This window comes from Bartonella koehlerae C-29, assembly GCF_000706625.1.
In the GTDB taxonomy this organism is placed as follows: Bacteria; Pseudomonadota; Alphaproteobacteria; order Rhizobiales; family Rhizobiaceae; genus Bartonella; species Bartonella koehlerae.
In genome coordinates this window covers 362587-381333 of the sequence record NZ_KL407334.1, presented here as the reverse complement: position 1 = coordinate 381333, position 18747 = coordinate 362587, and the positions used below count along the sequence as shown (strand labels likewise).

At 38.4% G+C, this 18747-nt stretch carries 8 protein-coding genes; 5 read left to right on the top strand and 3 right to left on the bottom strand.

Annotated elements, in window-relative coordinates; genetic code table 11:
* Positions 1-326: 326 nt before the first annotated feature.
* A complete protein-coding gene (locus O9A_RS01645) occupies positions 327-4970 on the bottom strand; it encodes a translocation/assembly module TamB domain-containing protein (RefSeq protein ID WP_034458154.1) in 4644 nt (1547 codons plus the stop codon).
* Positions 4970-6931 carry an autotransporter assembly complex protein TamA gene (locus O9A_RS01640; protein ID WP_034458152.1) on the bottom strand — a complete coding sequence of 654 codons (1962 nt, stop codon included), beginning with the start codon at positions 6929-6931 and terminating at the stop codon, positions 4970-4972. Before O9A_RS01640 ends, O9A_RS01645 begins: the two co-directional genes overlap by 1 nt.
* 431 nt (positions 6932-7362) lie before the next feature.
* Here O9A_RS01640 and O9A_RS01635 point away from each other — a divergent pair, with 431 nt between their 5' ends.
* Positions 7363-8895, top strand: a complete 1533-nt coding sequence (locus O9A_RS01635) for a YifB family Mg chelatase-like AAA ATPase (RefSeq protein WP_034458151.1) — start codon at positions 7363-7365, stop codon at positions 8893-8895.
* Positions 8896-8906: 11 nt separating this feature from the next.
* On the opposite strand, the gene O9A_RS01630 is transcribed toward O9A_RS01635, so the two are convergent.
* On the bottom strand, positions 8907-9791 hold the full coding sequence (locus tag O9A_RS01630; RefSeq protein WP_034460158.1) for an ABC transporter substrate-binding protein: 885 nt from the start codon (positions 9789-9791) through the stop codon (positions 8907-8909).
* Between the two features lie 2558 nt (positions 9792-12349).
* Between O9A_RS01630 and gyrB the strand changes: the two genes are divergently transcribed.
* The 4 genes from gyrB (at position 12350) to coaBC (ending at position 18732) form a co-directional block, all read left to right on the top strand.
* Positions 12350-14782 (top strand): DNA topoisomerase (ATP-hydrolyzing) subunit B, encoded by a 2433-nt coding sequence (gene gyrB / locus O9A_RS01625; protein ID WP_034458149.1) that lies wholly within the window; start codon positions 12350-12352, stop codon positions 14780-14782.
* Between the two features lie 115 nt (positions 14783-14897).
* On the top strand, positions 14898-15680 hold the full coding sequence (gene ubiE / locus O9A_RS01620; protein WP_034458147.1) for a bifunctional demethylmenaquinone methyltransferase/2-methoxy-6-polyprenyl-1,4-benzoquinol methylase UbiE: 783 nt from the start codon (positions 14898-14900) through the stop codon (positions 15678-15680).
* A gap of 3 nt (positions 15681-15683) precedes the next feature.
* Positions 15684-17270, top strand: a complete 1587-nt coding sequence (gene ubiB, locus O9A_RS01615; RefSeq protein WP_034458145.1) for a 2-polyprenylphenol 6-hydroxylase — start codon at positions 15684-15686, stop codon at positions 17268-17270.
* 70 nt (positions 17271-17340) lie between these two features.
* Complete coding sequence (gene coaBC, locus O9A_RS01610; protein WP_034458143.1) at positions 17341-18732, top strand: bifunctional phosphopantothenoylcysteine decarboxylase/phosphopantothenate--cysteine ligase CoaBC; 1392 nt, start codon at positions 17341-17343, stop codon at positions 18730-18732.
* Positions 18733-18747 lie beyond the last annotated feature (15 nt).

Here is an 18747-nt window from a genome sequence, read left to right as displayed (position 1 = left end):
TTTACATAAGTGAAGATGGTCGTAGCTCATGTATTTCGCATTCTACTATTCATGGATAAGTATTATGAAATGAGATTGGGAGTAACGAGAGATGTTAAAACGAATGCGGGCATGAATAACACTATAGCTTGTTGTTTTTTATAAAGAGCGTAACCCCATTAAGAATACGATAAACAAAAAATCAAATATTTCCGGTATATTTTCTCACAGTTCGATAAAAAGTCTCCCTCTTTTATGAGATTCTTAGTCTATTATTTCAACCTTTCTCTCACTGAGTGCGTTAGATACATAAAATCTAAGTAATTGACACTTAAGAAATTCGATCCTTAATAGTCTCTTTCATAGAATAGACCAATACTAGAATTTTTTTCATTCCCTATAGTACCTTTTGCTTTAAGATGGCGGGAAATATCCAAATTAATTGTTCCTTTCGTCGTTCTATCCGATCCTGCTTCAAATCCCAAATAAATGTTATTGTGTATATAGCGCCCAATGCGTAAGCCCGTATTACCCTTTTCATCAACGATGACATCAAGATCATCAAGACCAATTTTAGTCCGTAGAGTGTTCAACAAAGATGTATTAGAAGCACCAGCAAGATCAGCTGCCGCTGCTGCAAGCTGCGCAATCTGAAATGGTGATAATTCATTAAGAGAGCGATTAAAAATCAAGCCTGCTAAAATCTCATCTTGTGGCAAATTTGGTTGTGAAGAAAAATTAATCTCAAGATTATCAATCGTTCCACTTACGGTTACAGTGAAGCGAATATCACCACTATTCTTGTTTGCCACAAAATAAACCGTAGGATTAAGATTACCGCTAAAACTTGCTTGTCCTTGATCAAAATTAAGATGCTGTGAAAGAATATCAAAACGTCCACGAATCATCCTAAACTCACCAACTGGATGCACCTCATTTAATGGACCTACCAGATTAATGCGTCCTCCCAGTTCAGTATCTAATCCTCGCCCACGTACAAAAAACTGATTGCGCGCAATAAGACGCATATTTGATAGTATCACAGAAGAAGATTCTTGAAATTTTAATCGATCTTTGTTGGTGTTCTCAACACCAGCACGTTCAAGTGTTTTTTTAATCGATTTGGTTAAATTCTTATTTTTAATATCAAGAAACTTTGCGTTTCGAAAATGATCGGGAACTAAAACTTCAGCTTTTTCTACTGTGATATCACCACCAATAACGAGACCATCTCTAAAATGACCGCTCATGGTTATCTTACCTGACAACGTTGCAAGAATCATTGACCCATTATTATAATTGGCGTTGTTAAGATGAAGCACCAAATCTGGTTGTAGATCATTAGAAATACGACCTGAAGCAGAAATTGACCCTCCTTCAGATGAAACAGCTAAGGCTTTCTCTAGAAAAAGATGATCACCATTTAATTTTCCTTCAATGGTTATATTATTTAATCCTAAATTTGTTTGTGAATCAAAAAAACTACCATTGACTATAGAAAAATCTCCTATCAAATGCGGGTTAAGTAATTCACCATTCAGGGTTGCATCAATTCTGGCCATGCCTGTTACATACGCACCGCGCTTTGCTAATAATAAATCAACATACGCAAGAGGTATTGTTCCTTCAATACTCAATTTGACCTCTGAACCATTAAGAGAAACAGGCCCATTTATGGAGAGATCTAATCCTTTATCTCCTGTCGCTATTATATTCTCAATATAAAAAGTTGATTTTTTGTAAGAACCACGAACATTCATATTGATCGATAGAGGTCCTTTATGCGTCATAGCAGTTAAGCTTTGACTAGAAAACTCAAAATAAGCAGATGGATCCTTCATTGTTCCAGCAATATCGACCTTACCTACCACTACTCCTCCAAGTGCTTGCCCTTCAATAAAACTATTCATCAAACGTGCAGGTAAATCTTGCAAATCAACATGGATATCAAGCTTATTTTTATCTAAAGATATACGACCCTGGACTTGTGCTTGTACTCCTTCTCCCGTTAAATTTGCATTCAAAGTAAGGTTCTGGTCTACTGTTTTACCTTTAGCAGAAAGAACAAAAGGCATTATTTTTTTATTTTGAAGAGCAAGAGTTGTCAGCTCCTCACCTTTTATATCATAAGCTAAATCAGGCTTTTGAAAACTACCACATATCGTCATCTGCCCTGTTACAGTACCAGCCGCTCCAAGATCAGATTTCCATAGATTAACTAAAGCAAAAGGGAATGCATTCATTGTAAGGTGCAGATTAAGGGAATTTTGAACATTTCCCGCAAGGATAATTTCACCTCCATTAATCGCAATTCCTAATTCATCTACTGTCATCCCCTCTTTATCGAAAACAATTGTAGTCGATTTAGACAATGTCGCATGAAGATTGTGTTGTTTAACATCTATGGTCTTAATCTGTACTTCTCGTTTTATGCCTTCAGGAAATTCTACCGTCACCATACTTCCAGAAAGCTGTGCATTTGTATTATTAGGTAACATTGCTTTAACAGTAAAAACTGTTTGCCCATTTTTGCCATTAGCATGAACATCTAAACGATTAACCATCATCAAAGGCGTTTGAATATGCTCAGCATTGATCAAACCCTCAAACTGGGTCATGCCAAAAGGATCAAAAATGTCCCCTTTTAGTGTCAACTTTTTAATTTTGTTCTTTGCAAAACTTAAATGATCAACATGTGCCTTTAGATTAGCCTTTTGTCTGCCATTTTCCTCGTCAAAAATAAAATCTCCCTTTAATTTTCCACTGCCTTCCTGCAAAAATAATGCGGAAAGCACTGAAATATCGTCAGCATCAATATGCAAAGCGCCTTTCACAAAGCCTGCCGTTTGAGACAGATCACCAGTTATTTTTGCACTTCCCACTCTCATATCAACATCTTCAAATTTTCGAATCTGATGAGAATCCTTAAAAGAAGCAGATAAATACAATGGCTTCTTAGCAAAAGTTCCCTCACCCTTTACAGAACCAGTTAAAGATGTAACCGATGATGTATTATTCACCAGTGTTTTCATAGTAAGTGTTGTGCTCTCCAGTTTCTTCCCTACTAAAAATGCTTCAGCAACATGAGCATGTGTATCAAGCTCTATAAGGCGATTGTGTCCTCTCGCAATACTTTTGATTGTTAGAGCACCATTCATTCTCGGGTCCAATCTGGCGAGATCAGATATTTGAGCATAGAAATCCATTTTAGCCCTCTCACTTGAAAAATATCCATCAGCCTTTATGTTTGCGTATTGACTTTTTAAATCCAAATGACGCAGAATAAGATTTGTTGTATCGTGAGCAGCACCACCTGAAAGAGTAAAATTTCCTTTGAATAAACGATCAAAAGGTTCAAAGCCTATTTTCGGATTATCAGCCGTCCCCGATAATTCAAGATCAAAAACGCCACTCATTAAACCAATCGTTCCTTTGGCTTTAATATCTGCGCTACCAGAGAAGGATTGTTCACTCAATAAATTAAAAGAAGCAAGTGTTTGCGCTTTTAAACCAAGATTGCCTTTAAAAACAAAATGATCCATTTTCCCTTTTAACCAAGCAGAAAATCCCTGACCCGTAATACTAAAATCATGTATCAAAACCGGTTTTCTAGAAACAATATCCGTATCTAGATGCACATGAACTATTTGTCCAAAATCTTCTCCTAATGTGCTCTTACTTTTTTTAACCCCTTGAAACGTTCCCTTAACCTGAATACCAACATGACGAGACGTTGCATCATCAAGATTTTCGCTCACCCCTCCCATATCAAAAATGGCATCACGAATATGAATATTTTGATTGCTCAAATGATGTACAACAAGCCGGCCATTCCAAGAATGTTGTCCTTTGCCGCCATAGTCAACGTTTAAAGCAACATTTGCACGCTTTGGCGTTTCTGATACAGATAAACGATCAGATTCACTCTCCTTATCAAGAGCCATTTTGCCATCAATAAAAAGCCGCCGCAAAAATCCATCTGCTGTTATTTCAGCATTAGCTACAACATTCACTGCTTCACCTTGAATGACCATATGGTCAAGGTATTTTACACCTTCTTTTGTCACCCTCATCTCTGCTTTCAACGTTACATCAGATTCGAATAGGCTCCGATATTGAGGAGACATTAAAGGATCAAATTTGCCCACCAGTTTCGTAGAAAAACTATGTCCTTCTGCAACACTTGTAAGAACAACATTACCATCTAAAACAGGATGATGATCAGCTTCCAAATAAAGTCCGACAACCAAATCATCAAAAGTACCTTCGCCTTTCATGGCAAGATTTAATGCAGGACGCTTTTCAAGTTTAAAAACATTCGCTAAAATGCCATTTTGCGGTTCATCTACAGAAATATCAATTTTAGCTGTACGATTGCTATCGGATATCTTCATTAGGACAGAAAAAAAACCAAGTGCATCTAAACGCTGAGCCGCTATATCAACATCAAAGTCACCATTCGCCAAGGTTAGATTTCCTTTTAAGGACATATCAGCAGAAAAACCAAAAAGGTCTTGTTCAAACGCTACATGCTGAGCTGTAAGTGTATCGATAGAAATGGCAAGGGGCAATATTGGTAAAGAAAATTTCCCTGCCTCAAGAGAAGAAACAAAAGAAGAGTTTCCCTGCGGTTTGCGTAAAAACGTAATCTGATCCATCGAAAGCTGTTTAATACTCATCCGCCCCCTTAGCAAGGCTAAGCGGTTCCAATCCATTTTAGCATTAGTAATTTTAAGCCAAACACCTTTTTTATCACTGATGGTAATAGCATCAATAGATGTTTGAGAAAATAGTGTCCCTTGCATATTATGGAAACGAACTTGGCGATTAGGCGCTGAAAGTTTACGCTCAATCAAAGAAACGAGCCATGAACGATCCTCTACTGTCGCTTGGCTAAAGAGTAAATTTCCCTTCTGCGTAAAGACAAGAGCGCATAACGAAAAAAACAAAAATCCAAAAAAGAAAGATGATAAACGCATAATTTTTTTCATCAAAACGCTTGCCCTATACCCACATAAAAACCAATACGAGGATCACCTTTCTCACGCTTAAGAGGAAACGCTAGATCAACACGTAAAGGGCCAAGATTTGTCATATAGCGGCCTCCAATACCGGCTCCCCATTTCATTTTTTTAGAAAAATCAAAACGCGCTTTGTCTCCTACGGTACCTCCATCAAGAAAACTGACAACCCCTATCTTATTATTTACAGAAAAACGTAACTCTGCTGACCCCTCAAAAAGTGCTCGTCCGCCAACAACAGCATTATTGTTTGTTTTGACACCAATATTACGATAAGCATAACCGCGAACGGAGCCACCACCACCAGCAAAAAAGAGCATATCCGAAGGTATTTGTGCTGTATCACCCCCAACAATCGTGCCAAACTTTGCCCGCGTTGCAAAAATAAAATGATCTCTTTCATCCAGCGCCCAATAAGAACGACCTTCTACAGTCATTTTTGCTACACAATTGTCAAAGCGCATTTCATAAAAAGGTTCAAGAAGTACTTCACCATACAAACCTTTTGTTGCATTGAACTTATTATTACGACTATCGTAAATTAAACTACCCGGTAACCCTATTGTTGTAAAATCACGATTCCCAAAATAGACATCGCGCGAATAACCCTTAAAAACTTCTACAGCAACCTGTCCAGATAGATTACCATTAAAAATACGCGTTATACTCAACTTTCCTCTAATGGCTTTTGTTGTGTAATTTTCTAGGACATCTTGCTGGACTTTCAATTCTGCCCTAAAGTCTGTATCAGGAGTGAGTATACCAGGTTTTATAAACGTACCGCCCAAAAGATAATTAAAATTTTTAAAATTATATGACTGTTTCTTGTTGCCACCAACACCATTTATTTTCGTCTCAATTTTAAGACGTTCCGCACGACCAAAAAGATTTTTATGCATCCAATACGCTTCAAAACCAGCACCATCTAATGTAGAATAGCTCCCACCAGCACCAAAACGACGTGGCTTACGTTCTTGTACAACAAGTGTAAAGGGTAAACTCCCATCAGGATTAATTGTCTCAGCTTCACGTATACTCACAGCACGAAAAACATCAAGCCGTACAAGCCGTTCATTCGCTTTGATAACGGCCTCGGAATCATATTTCTGACCTGGCTTTAGTTCTGTCATCCATGTGATATAAGCTGAATCTACACCTGGTTTCTTACTAACATTACGCACGCTTAAAGGACCATAATAAGCTTGATGTCCAGGATCAACGATAATTTGCGCATCAATGAGACGCGCAACGTGATCCGCAACAACTTTACTCTTGATAACTCTAGCTTTTGCATACCCTTGTCGACGCCATCCTTCAATCGCCCATTGTTCCGTTTTAAGAATAGTTTCAGATTTGGCGACAACTCCAACTTTATAACCCAACTCTTCAACTGTAGGCATTTTATTGCTTTTATCTTTCACGAAGGGAGCAACTTTATCGATACCTGCAACACTAAAAACATATTGAGGACCAGCATCAATGGTAATAACAATCTTGGATTGTGTTGGCAATTGAGTCACCGGACTTAAATCAGCGGCTTCTAAACCGTTAATCTTAATACTAATAACACCACCATAGTATCCCTCAGCATAAAGAGAAGAAAGAATTACTCGATAATCTGAACGCGCTTTAGCTAATAAGCCAGAAGAACTCGATACAGCTTTATCTTGATCAGCGACAAGAGAAGACACAGCCTTTACTATTTTAACACCCTCTGATGAGGCACCCAGCGCTGCAACAACATCAACGTTATAAAATTTCTCTGCACCATCAACATTAGAAGAGGAATTTATCTTCTTGTGACCAAAAAGAGGGATACCAAACAACTCAAATGCTGCAAGTGACTTCGAAAAAGCTAAAACCAAGCATAAACCTATCAATACGCTGCGCATGGTTCTTGATTTAAAAAAAACTCCTGTCTGATATACCATCAAATCAGATACCTTCAACACACTTTAAATCATTCTTTTATAAATAACACCTAACAAAAAAGATAAATATATCTGTTGGGAATATTCTAACCTTTGCTCACAGCATATTTCATACGATTGTGCACATATAATAATACTCTTTGCCTACAATGCATAAAGCCACTCTCTTTCTTATATTCATAAAACCCTGTACTGCCGTACAACAAAACAGCCTTGATCTCTTTTTCCTAACATATTCATTTAGCGTATTATAAACGTTCTTTTGAGTAGCATGCTATCATGGTTAAATTTTTGCAAACCACTTCTCATAATTGCACCATAAGCCTGCACACATATATAGATCTCTCTTTACAAAAGACTATACAGACACTTCTTGATTTTTATGTGCAGATATGATTGTTTCGCTCAAAATATAAGTGGGGGAAAAACTGATGATCGCGCATGTTACAACTGTTGCTTTTCGTGGTCTAGAAGCAGTACCTGTTGACGTACAGGTTATGATTTCCTCTGGTAAAATAGGCATGGCTATTGTTGGATTACCAGATAAAGCAATCGCAGAAAGCCGTGAACGTGTGCAAGCCGCCTTCCATGCTTGCGGACTTTCTATGCCCAACAAACGAGTCACTATTAATCTTGCGCCTGCTAATCTCCCTAAAGAAGGATCACATTATGATTTGCCAATCGCCGTAGGCCTCATGCTCGCTATGGGACTTCTTCCTTCTGATATAGTACAAGACTATATCATCTTAGGTGAATTATCACTGGATGGTTCACTTACAGCAGTTAATGGTGTTTTACCAGCAGCAATGACAGCTTTATCATGCGATAAAGGAATTATTTGTCCCTATCAATGTGGACCTGAAGCAGCATGGGCAAATGCAAACATGAACATTCTCGCACCTGAAACGCTTCTTACCATGGTCAATCATTTTAAAGGAACACAAATTCAAAAACGTCCACAACCACGCCAATATACAATCCAAACTGAACTTCCAGACCTTTGCGAAATTAAAGGACAAAAAACAGCTAAACGTGCATTAGAAGTTTGCGCAGCTGGGCGGCATAACCTTTTATTTGTTGGTCCTCCTGGCGCAGGAAAATCTATGTTAGCACAACGTTTGCCTTCCATTTTGCCGCCTCTTGATAGTCGTGAGCTCTTAGACGTTTTCCTGATTGCTTCTATTATGGGAGAAACTGTACAGAATACCATTTCACTCCACTGCCCCTTTCGTGCCCCACATCATTCTGCTTCCATGGCTGCAATGATCGGTGGTGGACTTAAAGCACAACCAGGAGAAGTTTCGCTTGCGCATAACGGTGTCTTATTTCTCGACGAGTTACCGGAATTTTCTCCACAGGTCCTCGATTCTCTTCGTCAACCTTTAGAAAGCGGAGAATGTGTCATCGCCCGCGCTAACCACCATATCAGCTATCCTGCTCGTATCCAACTCATTGCCGCAATGAACCCTTGTCGATGTGGCATGGCAGGCGAAAAAAATCATGTTTGTGCAAAAGGTATACGCTGTCAAACCGATTATCAATCGCGTATTTCTGGTCCTCTGCTCGACCGAATTGACTTACGGATTGATGTCCCTGCTTTAACAGCCATGGATCTTATGCAACCAGAAAAATCAGAAAAAAGCTGTGATGTTGCAAAACGCGTCGCACGGTGTCGTACCATTCAAACCAAACGTTTTACTAAACTGGGGCTTAGCCATATTCGTACTAACGGCGATTGTCCAGCCAAAATTATAGAACAAATTGCTATTCCTGATAAAAATGCGGCTACACTCTTACGAGATGTGAGTGAAAAGATGCATCTTTCTGCACGCGCCTATCATCGCATTCTCAAAGTTGCACGCACCATCGCTGATCTCGACGCAGCAGACTATCTCTCATGCCATCATCTCGCAGAAGCTATTTCCTATCGACTGGGTACTGAAAGATTAACAGCTCTTACCTAAAAAAGCATGCTTCAATAAAAACTGATTGGAAAATAACGTAGATAAAGTTCTGTAAGCTTACCATCATCCTCTAGAGATTTCAGAGCATAATTGAGTATATCAACCAATTGTTCGTTCTTTTTTGCAACAGCGAGCTGCATTCCTTGCCCTAATAACTGTGGAGCCATATAAGCCCCTCCAACAAAATAGCAACAATCAGCAGATTTTGGATCATTTAGCCATAAAGATAAAGCAAATCCATCATCAAAAATAAGATCAATTTTATGATCTTGCAGCGCTTTATAGAGCTCCACCCTATTTTTAAATCCTTGCGATTGGACTTCAGGAAAATAACTACTAAACAGTTTTTCGTGCGCACTTTGGGATAAAACGCCACTGTTTAAATGTATCAGTTTATTGCTTATTGGTTCGTCGAGATTTAAAAGTTGAGATGCAACAAATCGAGACCCAACAAATCGAGCTGGAAAACGCAAATAAGATCCTGTAAAAACAAGATCTTGATGTGTCTCAATTGTTTCTTTTAAACCTGCAATAATCACTTCTGCGTTACCATTTTTTACATGATCTACGAGCTCTTCCCAAGGAACAACTTCTACCTCACAGAATTTTTTAAGGTTTAATTTTGAACAAATAGCACGCAATAAATCGATATTATAGCCTGCAAGGTGCCCTGTTCTGTCAAGAAAGTTAAAAGGAGGAAAATCAAAAGTTGTTACAAAACGCAAGCGAATTATACCTGACGTGTCAGGTTGTACCAAACGTTCATGTGAATTAAAAAAAGAGGGTAGTTTTCCAGCCTTTTCAGCCTCAGCAAAAGAGGAAAGCAGAAATCCCCACGCTATAAAGAGAACTCCAATGAAAGCATTGAATCTATTTATAAATTTCTTTATTTTCAAAATCTTATTCCCCATTTTACAAAGTTAAAATGTAACTGTTCTCAGTTATAATATCTAACGCACTTAACTGAAATACCAGGTACTTTATTCAATAAAAATGCCTAGTATTTTTTGGAACTGTTACAAAATTTAACAATTTGCCTTTATTTTTCAAAAATATATTGGGAATTTTAGAATTTTTGGGAAATATCAAAATTTTAGTGACAAGTTCCTTAAATAAGTGCACAAAGAAAACTATTGTGAAGGAAGCGATTTCTTTAGCACAAACGGAAAACGCTAATTTCTGTGTATCTCTCTGTTAAAATTTGAGATTGAAGAAATGGGAACTTTCTATTTATAAAGAATAGGCGTATTTCCAGAGAGAATTCTTACATAAAATATAAAAATCAGTTTATTGAAGATAAGTTTTTCTAATTTCACGTGAAAATTGAAAACCTTCCCAATTGTTTTATTGAAGAAGCACCTGGTTTTAAAAGTGCTTTCTAAAGACTATGGATTATGATGATGGTTTTGAAGATCAATGCCACTTTTGTCTAAATTTATCCCTATGCGGCTGACTATGAAGGTCATCATGGGAGAAAATATTGATTTGGCTGGGAAGAATCATGCTATGGTGGATGGCTTAAGTCGATCTTTATCTTCTCATGGCTTGAGGCACTGGCATGCTGTTATTCACACATCTCAGCTTGTTAAAGCAAATAAAATAGACAAGTTATATTGCTGATAAAGGTTATATTCATATGCACCAAGAAAACAAATGAGGACGCAAAAGTGCATCTTTTTATTTTCTTCCCATTCAATTTAAAAAAACAGTGACAATAAGCATGAAACACCTTTACAAATAAAGTCCTCTTATCGAAGTATTCTTCGATAAACTAGAAACCTTAGACGTGTTTTCTTGTGATTTGATAAAAAGCTTCTTTTTTACACCATGTTTGGGTTAGACTCTAATTATCCTATGGCTTAGAGAGTAAAAACCACTTAAAAGATTAAAAAATGCCCCTTATGAACCGTCTTAATGCAAGTGTTATCTCAACGTTTTGAGCTGGCAAAGAGAATGACGATGCCGGCTTACGCTTTCATAAGCGTAAAAAGGGTGGTGCCCAATGGATTTCCCAATTATATACTTCACAGACGCCGTCATGATTGTAAAAGGGTCTTAAGTGTATTGATGGAGATGTCTTTTTAAAATAAATGCGTAAATGAGCAACAGAATGGAGCTCTGTTTTGCGTTGAAGGGTATCACCCTATTAAAGAACGTGAGACACAAAAGCGTGAGGCAATGCGCACTCTCCATTATTTTAAAATATCATTGCTATTCAATGTTTTTGAAAATCGTAAAGCCGAATTAAAGGATAATAATAAGACTGGGAGCTGGTTTCTACTTTACCAACTTCATATTCCCCCCAAATAAAATTGTTTCCCCGTTTCAGAGATTATAAAAACGGATATATGCAATGTTCTCACTCCAATCTAGCGTACAAAAGCTGCAACAGCAGAAAAAACACTAAACTGCCTTAATCTTTATCTCAAACATACTGCCGTGCTAGATTTAGATGTTGATTTATAGTTAACAGAAAAAGCACAGACTTTACTAAAAAACAACTTTATAAAACCACTAATAGACCAGCCACAAATTGGAGAAATATCCCGGCTTTTTATAAAACATTTTGCAAAACAACAAGCATAACACAACTGGCTTTGCGTCTTCCTATCTTTACAAGTGCTCGTACAAATCCTTGGCGTCATACTTGTAAAAACAGATTGACAGCGCTATATAGACATTTCCTATTGAGAATATGGTGCATATCATAAGTAAAAATGGAGAATAAAAAAATCTCTGTATTCTTAGCATATCGTTCATTTTATTTTCTTCAATATCTTTGCTGAATTAAGAGCATTTCTTATGCTTTTCTTTTGAGTAAACGCAAATTTTGCTCTTGAAAAGCACATTCTAATTCTTCTTATACAAACAATAAGCTGTAAACATTTTTGGCAACACCATAAAATTTTCTCAAACTTTTCACGTGAAAAAAACTACGATGTAAGGATAAATCGTCAGTTTTTAAGCAATTATGTAAGTATAAGCAAAACAAATGTTATCGTTTTATAAAGCCAATTATTGTATAGTGAAAACGAGCACTTAATAAAAGCATAAAAATTGATTTCGTTATAGCTTGCTATACACTTCTTACTCATCATCATAAAGACGCAATAATATTTTACTGTTTGTGTAATTGTAATGCTTCACTATAACTATCATCTACCCTCAAACATTAATAATTCGTAGAGATAAACTTCATTAAACCCTCTGCGCCTCTTTTTACATCTACAAACGCAACCTAACAGGATAATATCGTTTGCGTGTAAAAAAAATCGTTCTAAGTAATTGTGTAATATGGATAGCTTCCACTTATTCTATATCGACAGATGTTGAATATAGATCTGATATACGGTAAATGTTTAAATGTGGTTATTTCATAAATAACTGGCAAAAATGTTAAGCTCCGAAATAGCTGATGAAATATCGCAAATTAAATACAGGAATGGATTAACTTATGAGTAATGAATTAACCTCACAAGTGGAGGATGATGACTATAGTGCTGCTTCTATCAAAGTCCTCAAAGGTCTTGATGCTGTACGTAAACGTCCTGGTATGTATATTGGCGATACAGATGATGGTTCAGGCTTGCATCATATGGTCTATGAGGTTGTAGACAACGCTATTGATGAAGCCTTAGCCGGTCATGCTACTCTTGTAAACGTGATACTCCACGCTGATGGCTCCTGTTCTGTTCGTGATAACGGACGCGGAATCCCTACCGATATTCATCCAACAGAAGGCGTTTCAGCAGCCGAGGTCATCATGACTCAACTTCATGCCGGCGGAAAGTTTGATCAAAATTCTTACAAAGTTTCGGGAGGATTACACGGCGTTGGCGTCTCTGTTGTCAACGCGCTCTCAGTTTGGTTGCAATTGCAAATCAGACGCAATGGCAAAATCTATGAAATGTCCTTTACCCACGGAGTTGCTAATGCTCCACTAAAAATTGTTGGTGATTGCGATGCAGAAAGTGGAACAGAGATCAGATTTTTACCAAGTTCTGAAACTTTTACCATGGTTGAATTTGATTTTGAAACCTTGGAACGTCGTTTACGGGAATTGGCTTTTTTGAATTCTGGTGTGCATATCCTCCTTGTTGATCAACGCCACGCCGATATCAAATCTGTTGAGTTGCATTATGAGGGTGGATTAACTGAATTTGTCAAATATATTGATCAATCCAAAAAAGCGCTACTTGATTATCCTATTTACATTGCAAGTGAAAAAGATGGGATGAGCGTTGATGTTGCTTTATGGTGGAATGATTCCTATCATGAAAAAGTCTTGTGTTTTACTAATAATATCCCTCAGCGTGATGGTGGAACTCATTTGGTGGGTTTTCGCAGTGCTTTAACTCGTCAAATTAATGGTTATGCTGAATCTTCAGGTATTGCAAAAAAGGAAAAAGTGAACCTCACCGGTGATGATTGCCGCGAAGGACTTACAGCTATTCTTTCAGTTAAAGTTCCCGATCCCAAATTTTCTTCGCAAACAAAAGATAAATTGGTTTCCTCTGAAGTACGACCTATTGTTGAAAATCTGGTAAATGAAGGTCTCTCTGCATGGCTAGAAGAACATCCTAATGAGGCAAAAATTGTTACAAGTAAAGTAGTAGAGGCTGCGGCTGCTCGTGAAGCTGCGCGCAAAGCACGTGAACTCACAAGACGAAAAGGAGCCCTTGATATTACCTCCTTGCCTGGAAAGCTCGCCGATTGCCAAGAACGTGATCCAGCAAAATCGGAGATCTTCATCGTTGAGGGAGATTCTGCTGGTGGTTCAGCAAAAAGTGGACGTTCTCGTCAAAATCAAGCAATTTTGCCGCTGCGCGGTAAAATCCTTAATGTCGAACGGGCACGATTCGACCGCATGCTCTCATCTGATATGATTGGAACACTCATCACTGCCCTTGGAACGTCCATTGGTAAAGACGAATTTTCGCCAGATAAATTGCGCTACCATAAAATCATCATTATGACCGATGCAGACGTTGATGGTGCACATATCCGCACCCTGCTCCTTACTTTCTTTTTTAGACAAATGCCCGAATTGATTGAGCGAGGACACCTTTATATTGCTCAACCGCCTCTTTATAAAGTAACACGGGGAAAGTCTTTTCAGTATATCAAAAATGAAGCAGCATTCGAAGAGTTTTTGATTGATACTGGATTAGAAGAAACAACATTAGAACTCTCAACGGGAGAAATTCGTACAGGTGCTGATTTGCGTCAACTCGCCGAAGATGCCCGCGTGTTACGCCAACTTTTAAATAGTCTTCATACGCGCTATAATCGCGATATTGTTGAACAAGCAGCAATTGTTGGGGCTTTTAATCCTGAAGCTTTTGCAACACCAGAAAAATCCCAAAAAACAGCTGATAATGTAGCAAATCGTCTTGATTTGATTGCCGATGATATGGAACGCGGCTGGAACGGTGAGTTCACACCAAATGGAGATTTATGTTGTGAACGCGTTTTACGCGGAGTTAAAGATGTCATTACCCTTGATGCAGGACTTATCAATTCAGCTGATGCACGCCAAATTGATCGTGTTTCCCAAAATCTTATGGAAATATATAGCTCTCCCCCTCTCTTACATCGTAAAGATAAATCAGAACGTATTTTTGGACCTATGAGTCTCTTAGAAAGCATTTTTACAAATGGTAAAAAAAGTATAACGCTTCAGCGTTATAAAGGTCTTGGAGAAATGAATGCTGAACAGCTTTGGGAAACGACGCTTAATCCTGATGCGCGCGCTCTTTTACAAGTTAAAATCAATGATGCAACTGATGCAGATTCACTCTTTTCCCGTTTGATGGGTGATGAAGTTGAACCACGGCGGGCTTTTATTCAAGATAATGCCTTAAGTGTTGCTAATCTTGATATCTAAAGGTACTCTTCTGTTTCTGGCTGTATAAACGTCGTGGTTTTATAGAGGGCTTTTGTATATTTGAACATTCCCTCTACACTTCATTTACGACAAAAAAATAAGGAAGGTCACGCATATGACAGCTGAAACAGAACGTATAGGAATCAAAGGAGGCATGGAATACTCTTTTGGCTTTACAAAAATTGATGAAGAGCAAAAGCAATCCATGGTTGATAGTGTTTTTCATTCTGTCGCTGAAAACTATGACAAGATGAATGACATTTTGTCACTTGGATTACACCGTATGTGGAAAAACGCCATGGTCGCATGGCTTTCTCCACCAGTAGTTTCTCATTGGAAAGTTTTGGATGTGGCTGGAGGAACCGGTGATATTGCTTTTCGCATTCTTAACGCTTCACGTCAAAAAGCCCATGCTACAGTGCTTGATATTAATGGTTCGATGCTTAGCGTTGGAAAAAAACGCGCAGAAAAAAATGGTCTTGTTTCTCTGATTGACTTTGTTGAAGCAAATGCAGAACATTTGCCTTTTGAAGATCAAAGTTTTGATGCTTATACTATTGCCTTTGGAATTCGCAATGTCCCGCATATTGATCAAGCTCTTAGGGAAGCTTTTCGTGTTTTAAAACCGGGTGGACGTTTTTTATGTTTAGAATTTTCAAATGTTGAGATACCTCTGCTTGATAAAATTTACGATCTTTGGTCTTTCCGTGCTATCCCTAAGCTTGGTCAACTCATTGCAAATGATGGTGATGCTTATCGTTATTTGGTTGAGTCTATTCGCAAATTTCCTAAGCAAGATGATTTTGCCCATATGGTCAATCATGCAGGTTTTTCGCGAGTATCGTATCGCAATCTCACGGGCGCAATCGCAGCGCTGCATTCAGCCTGGAAGATTTAAAAAATGGTGCAAATTTCTACTTACTTTCAATTAATGCGTGCCGGATGGGTTTTAGCACGTGAAGGTGTTTTGAGTGCTCTTCCAGGCGATGATCTTCAAGGATTTCCAGCATTATGCCACCGTATCGCAGGGATGTTAGCGCGGCGTAAAACAAAAAAAAAGCAACGATCTGAAAATATTTCATATGCCATCAATAGACTTGGTCCTTCTTACATAAAACTTGGTCAATTTCTCGCTACCAGACCCGATATTGTAGGACGTGATATTGCGGAAGATTTAGTACAGCTACAAGATCGTGTTCAAACATTTTCCTGTACAGCTGCCATTGATCAAATTGAAAGTTCGCTTGGTCGTTCTATCAATGATTTATTCGCAAACTTTTATCCTCCTATTGCCGCCGCCTCTATTGCTCAAGTTCATCCAGCTGAGTACTATGATGAAACAGGTCTTATAAAAAAATGTGCTGTTAAGGTTATTCGCCCCAATATTAGAACGCGTTTTGCAAAAGACCTTAGAAGCTTCTACCTTATTGCCCATTTACAAGAACGCTATGTACCCGCAACTCGACGTCTACGTCCTGTTTGTGTCGTTGATACTTTGGCACAAACCACACGAATTGAAATGGATTTGCGATTAGAAGCAGCGGCTATATCAGAAATGGCTGAAAATATTCAACATGATACAGGCTTTCGGGTACCAAAAATTGATTGGGAGCGAACAGGACGCAATGTTCTCACAATGGAATGGATTGACGGTATAAGAATATCCGAAATTTCTACCCTCAAAAAAGCGGGTTTCGATTTGCAAGCACTCGCAATTACGCTTATTCAATCTTTCCTTCGTCATACATTGCGTGATGGTTTTTTTCATGCTGATATGCATCCTGGTAATTTATTTGTAGACTTACAAGGATGTATTGTTGCTGTCGATTTAGGAATTACAGGACGACTTGGCAAAAAAGAAAAGCATTTCCTTGCTGAAATTCTTTATGGCTTTATTACTCGCGATTATTATCGGGTAGCACGCGCTCATTTTGAAGCAGGATACGTGCCTCCACACCACAATATTGAGAGCTTTGCTCAAGCCAATCGCGCCATTGGTGAACCAATTCACGGACAATCAGCTCAGAGCATTTCTATGGCAAAGTTACTTACACTGTTGTTTGAAGTTACTGAATTATTTGACATGCAAACGCGACCTGAACTTTTATTACTCCAAAAAACTATGGTTGTCGTGGAAGGTGTTGCTCGCAACTTAGATCCCAATTTTAATATGTGGAAAGCTTCTGAACCTATTGTTAAAGAATGGATTAGCAAAAATTTAGGGCCCGTAGGAATGGCAAAAGATTTTAGTGAAGGAGCGCAGGCACTTTTTTCGCTAGCGCGTAAAACACCACAGTTGATACAAAATTTCCAACGTATTGAAGAAAACTTCAATCAAATGATAGAAACAGGGTTTAATCTTTCTCCCACTACACTCAAACAACTTGCGGTCGAACAAAGTCGCTCTAGTCGTTATGGCCGTTATAGCCTCTTCATCATTGCGCTTTGTTGTATTTGTCTGACTTTTTACCTTTTGCATTTTTTTTGATCTGTTGAATATACTAAAAAAACATTTATAATGAAATCATTGCTATCATTTTCTTTTTTGGGTATATTTTATGGCCAGCCTTACCATTCGCAATCTTCCAATTAAAGTCAAAGAAATTTTGCGCATACGTGCTGCACAAAATGGTGTTTCTATGGAAGAAGAAGCACGTCGCCTTTTAAGTAATTTCACAATGCCAACAATTTCATCATCTCAAGTAAAACCTATAGAAACGCAATCATTGCAATCAAAATCTATCCTTCTTATTATTGGTGGGAGTATTGCTGCCTATAAAGCGCTTGATCTAATTCGCCGTTTGCAAGAACGGGGAGCACGCTTAGATATTATTATGACAAAAGCAGCACAAAAATTTATTACTCCTTTAGCGGCTGAAACGCTGAGTGGCCGTACTGTGTATAATGATTTATTTTCACGCGAAGAAGAACATGATATTGGCCATATCCGATTAGCACGAGATGCTGATTTGATCATTTTAGCACCAGCTACTGCCAATCGTATTGCAAAAATAGTAACCGGTAGAGGGGAAGATCTGGCTGATTGTGTGCTGTTAGCAGCACGTTGTCCACTCTTGATTGCACCGGCTATGAATCCAGCCATGTGGACACATCCAGCAACTGTTCGCAATGTCGCACAACTGTGCGCAGATGGCGTTCATATAGTCGGACCAGAAATCGGCAAAATGGCTGAGCGCGACGAAGCAGGTCTAGGGCGCCTAAGCGAACCCTTAACTATTGTAGGAGCAGTAGAAACTCTTTTGAATATAAAAGAAAAACCACTTTCTGGTCGCCATTTCATTGTTACCTCTGGCCCCACCCATGAACCCATTGATCCAGTGCGTTATCTTGCCAATCGCTCTTCGGGTAAACAGGGCCACGCTATTGCAAAAGCTTTAGCCAACTTAGGTGCTAAAGTAACGCTTATTTGTGGACCCGTGGATCTTGCTGATCCACCAGAAGTGAAAACTACTCATGTTGAAACAGCATATCAAATGTTACAAGCTGTGCAAGAAGCATTACCCGTTGATGGAGCAATTTTTGTTGCCGCCGTTTGTGACTGGCGCAGCCAAACGCAATCTCTGCACAAAATCAAAAAGAGTGCTAATAAAACGCCCCCCTCCTTACAGATGGTCGAAAACCCTGATATTTTAGCAACAATTGGTCATGCTTCAAACCGCCCTCCTCTTGTCATTGGTTTCGCGGCTGAAACGTGTGACCTCATTGCTAATGCGCAAAAGAAATGTATTGAAAAAAGAGCCAATTTTATTCTTGCTAATAACATTTCTCTCCCTGATGGTACAAACGTTATGGGAGAGGACACAAATCAAGTTTATCTTGTCAGCAAAGAAAACATCGAACAATGGCCGCATATGAGTAAACAACAAATAGCGCAAAAATTAGCAGATATTGTTGTTTCATTTTTCTGCCTTTCTTCTTCTGCTCACTAAAATTAACAAAAACTC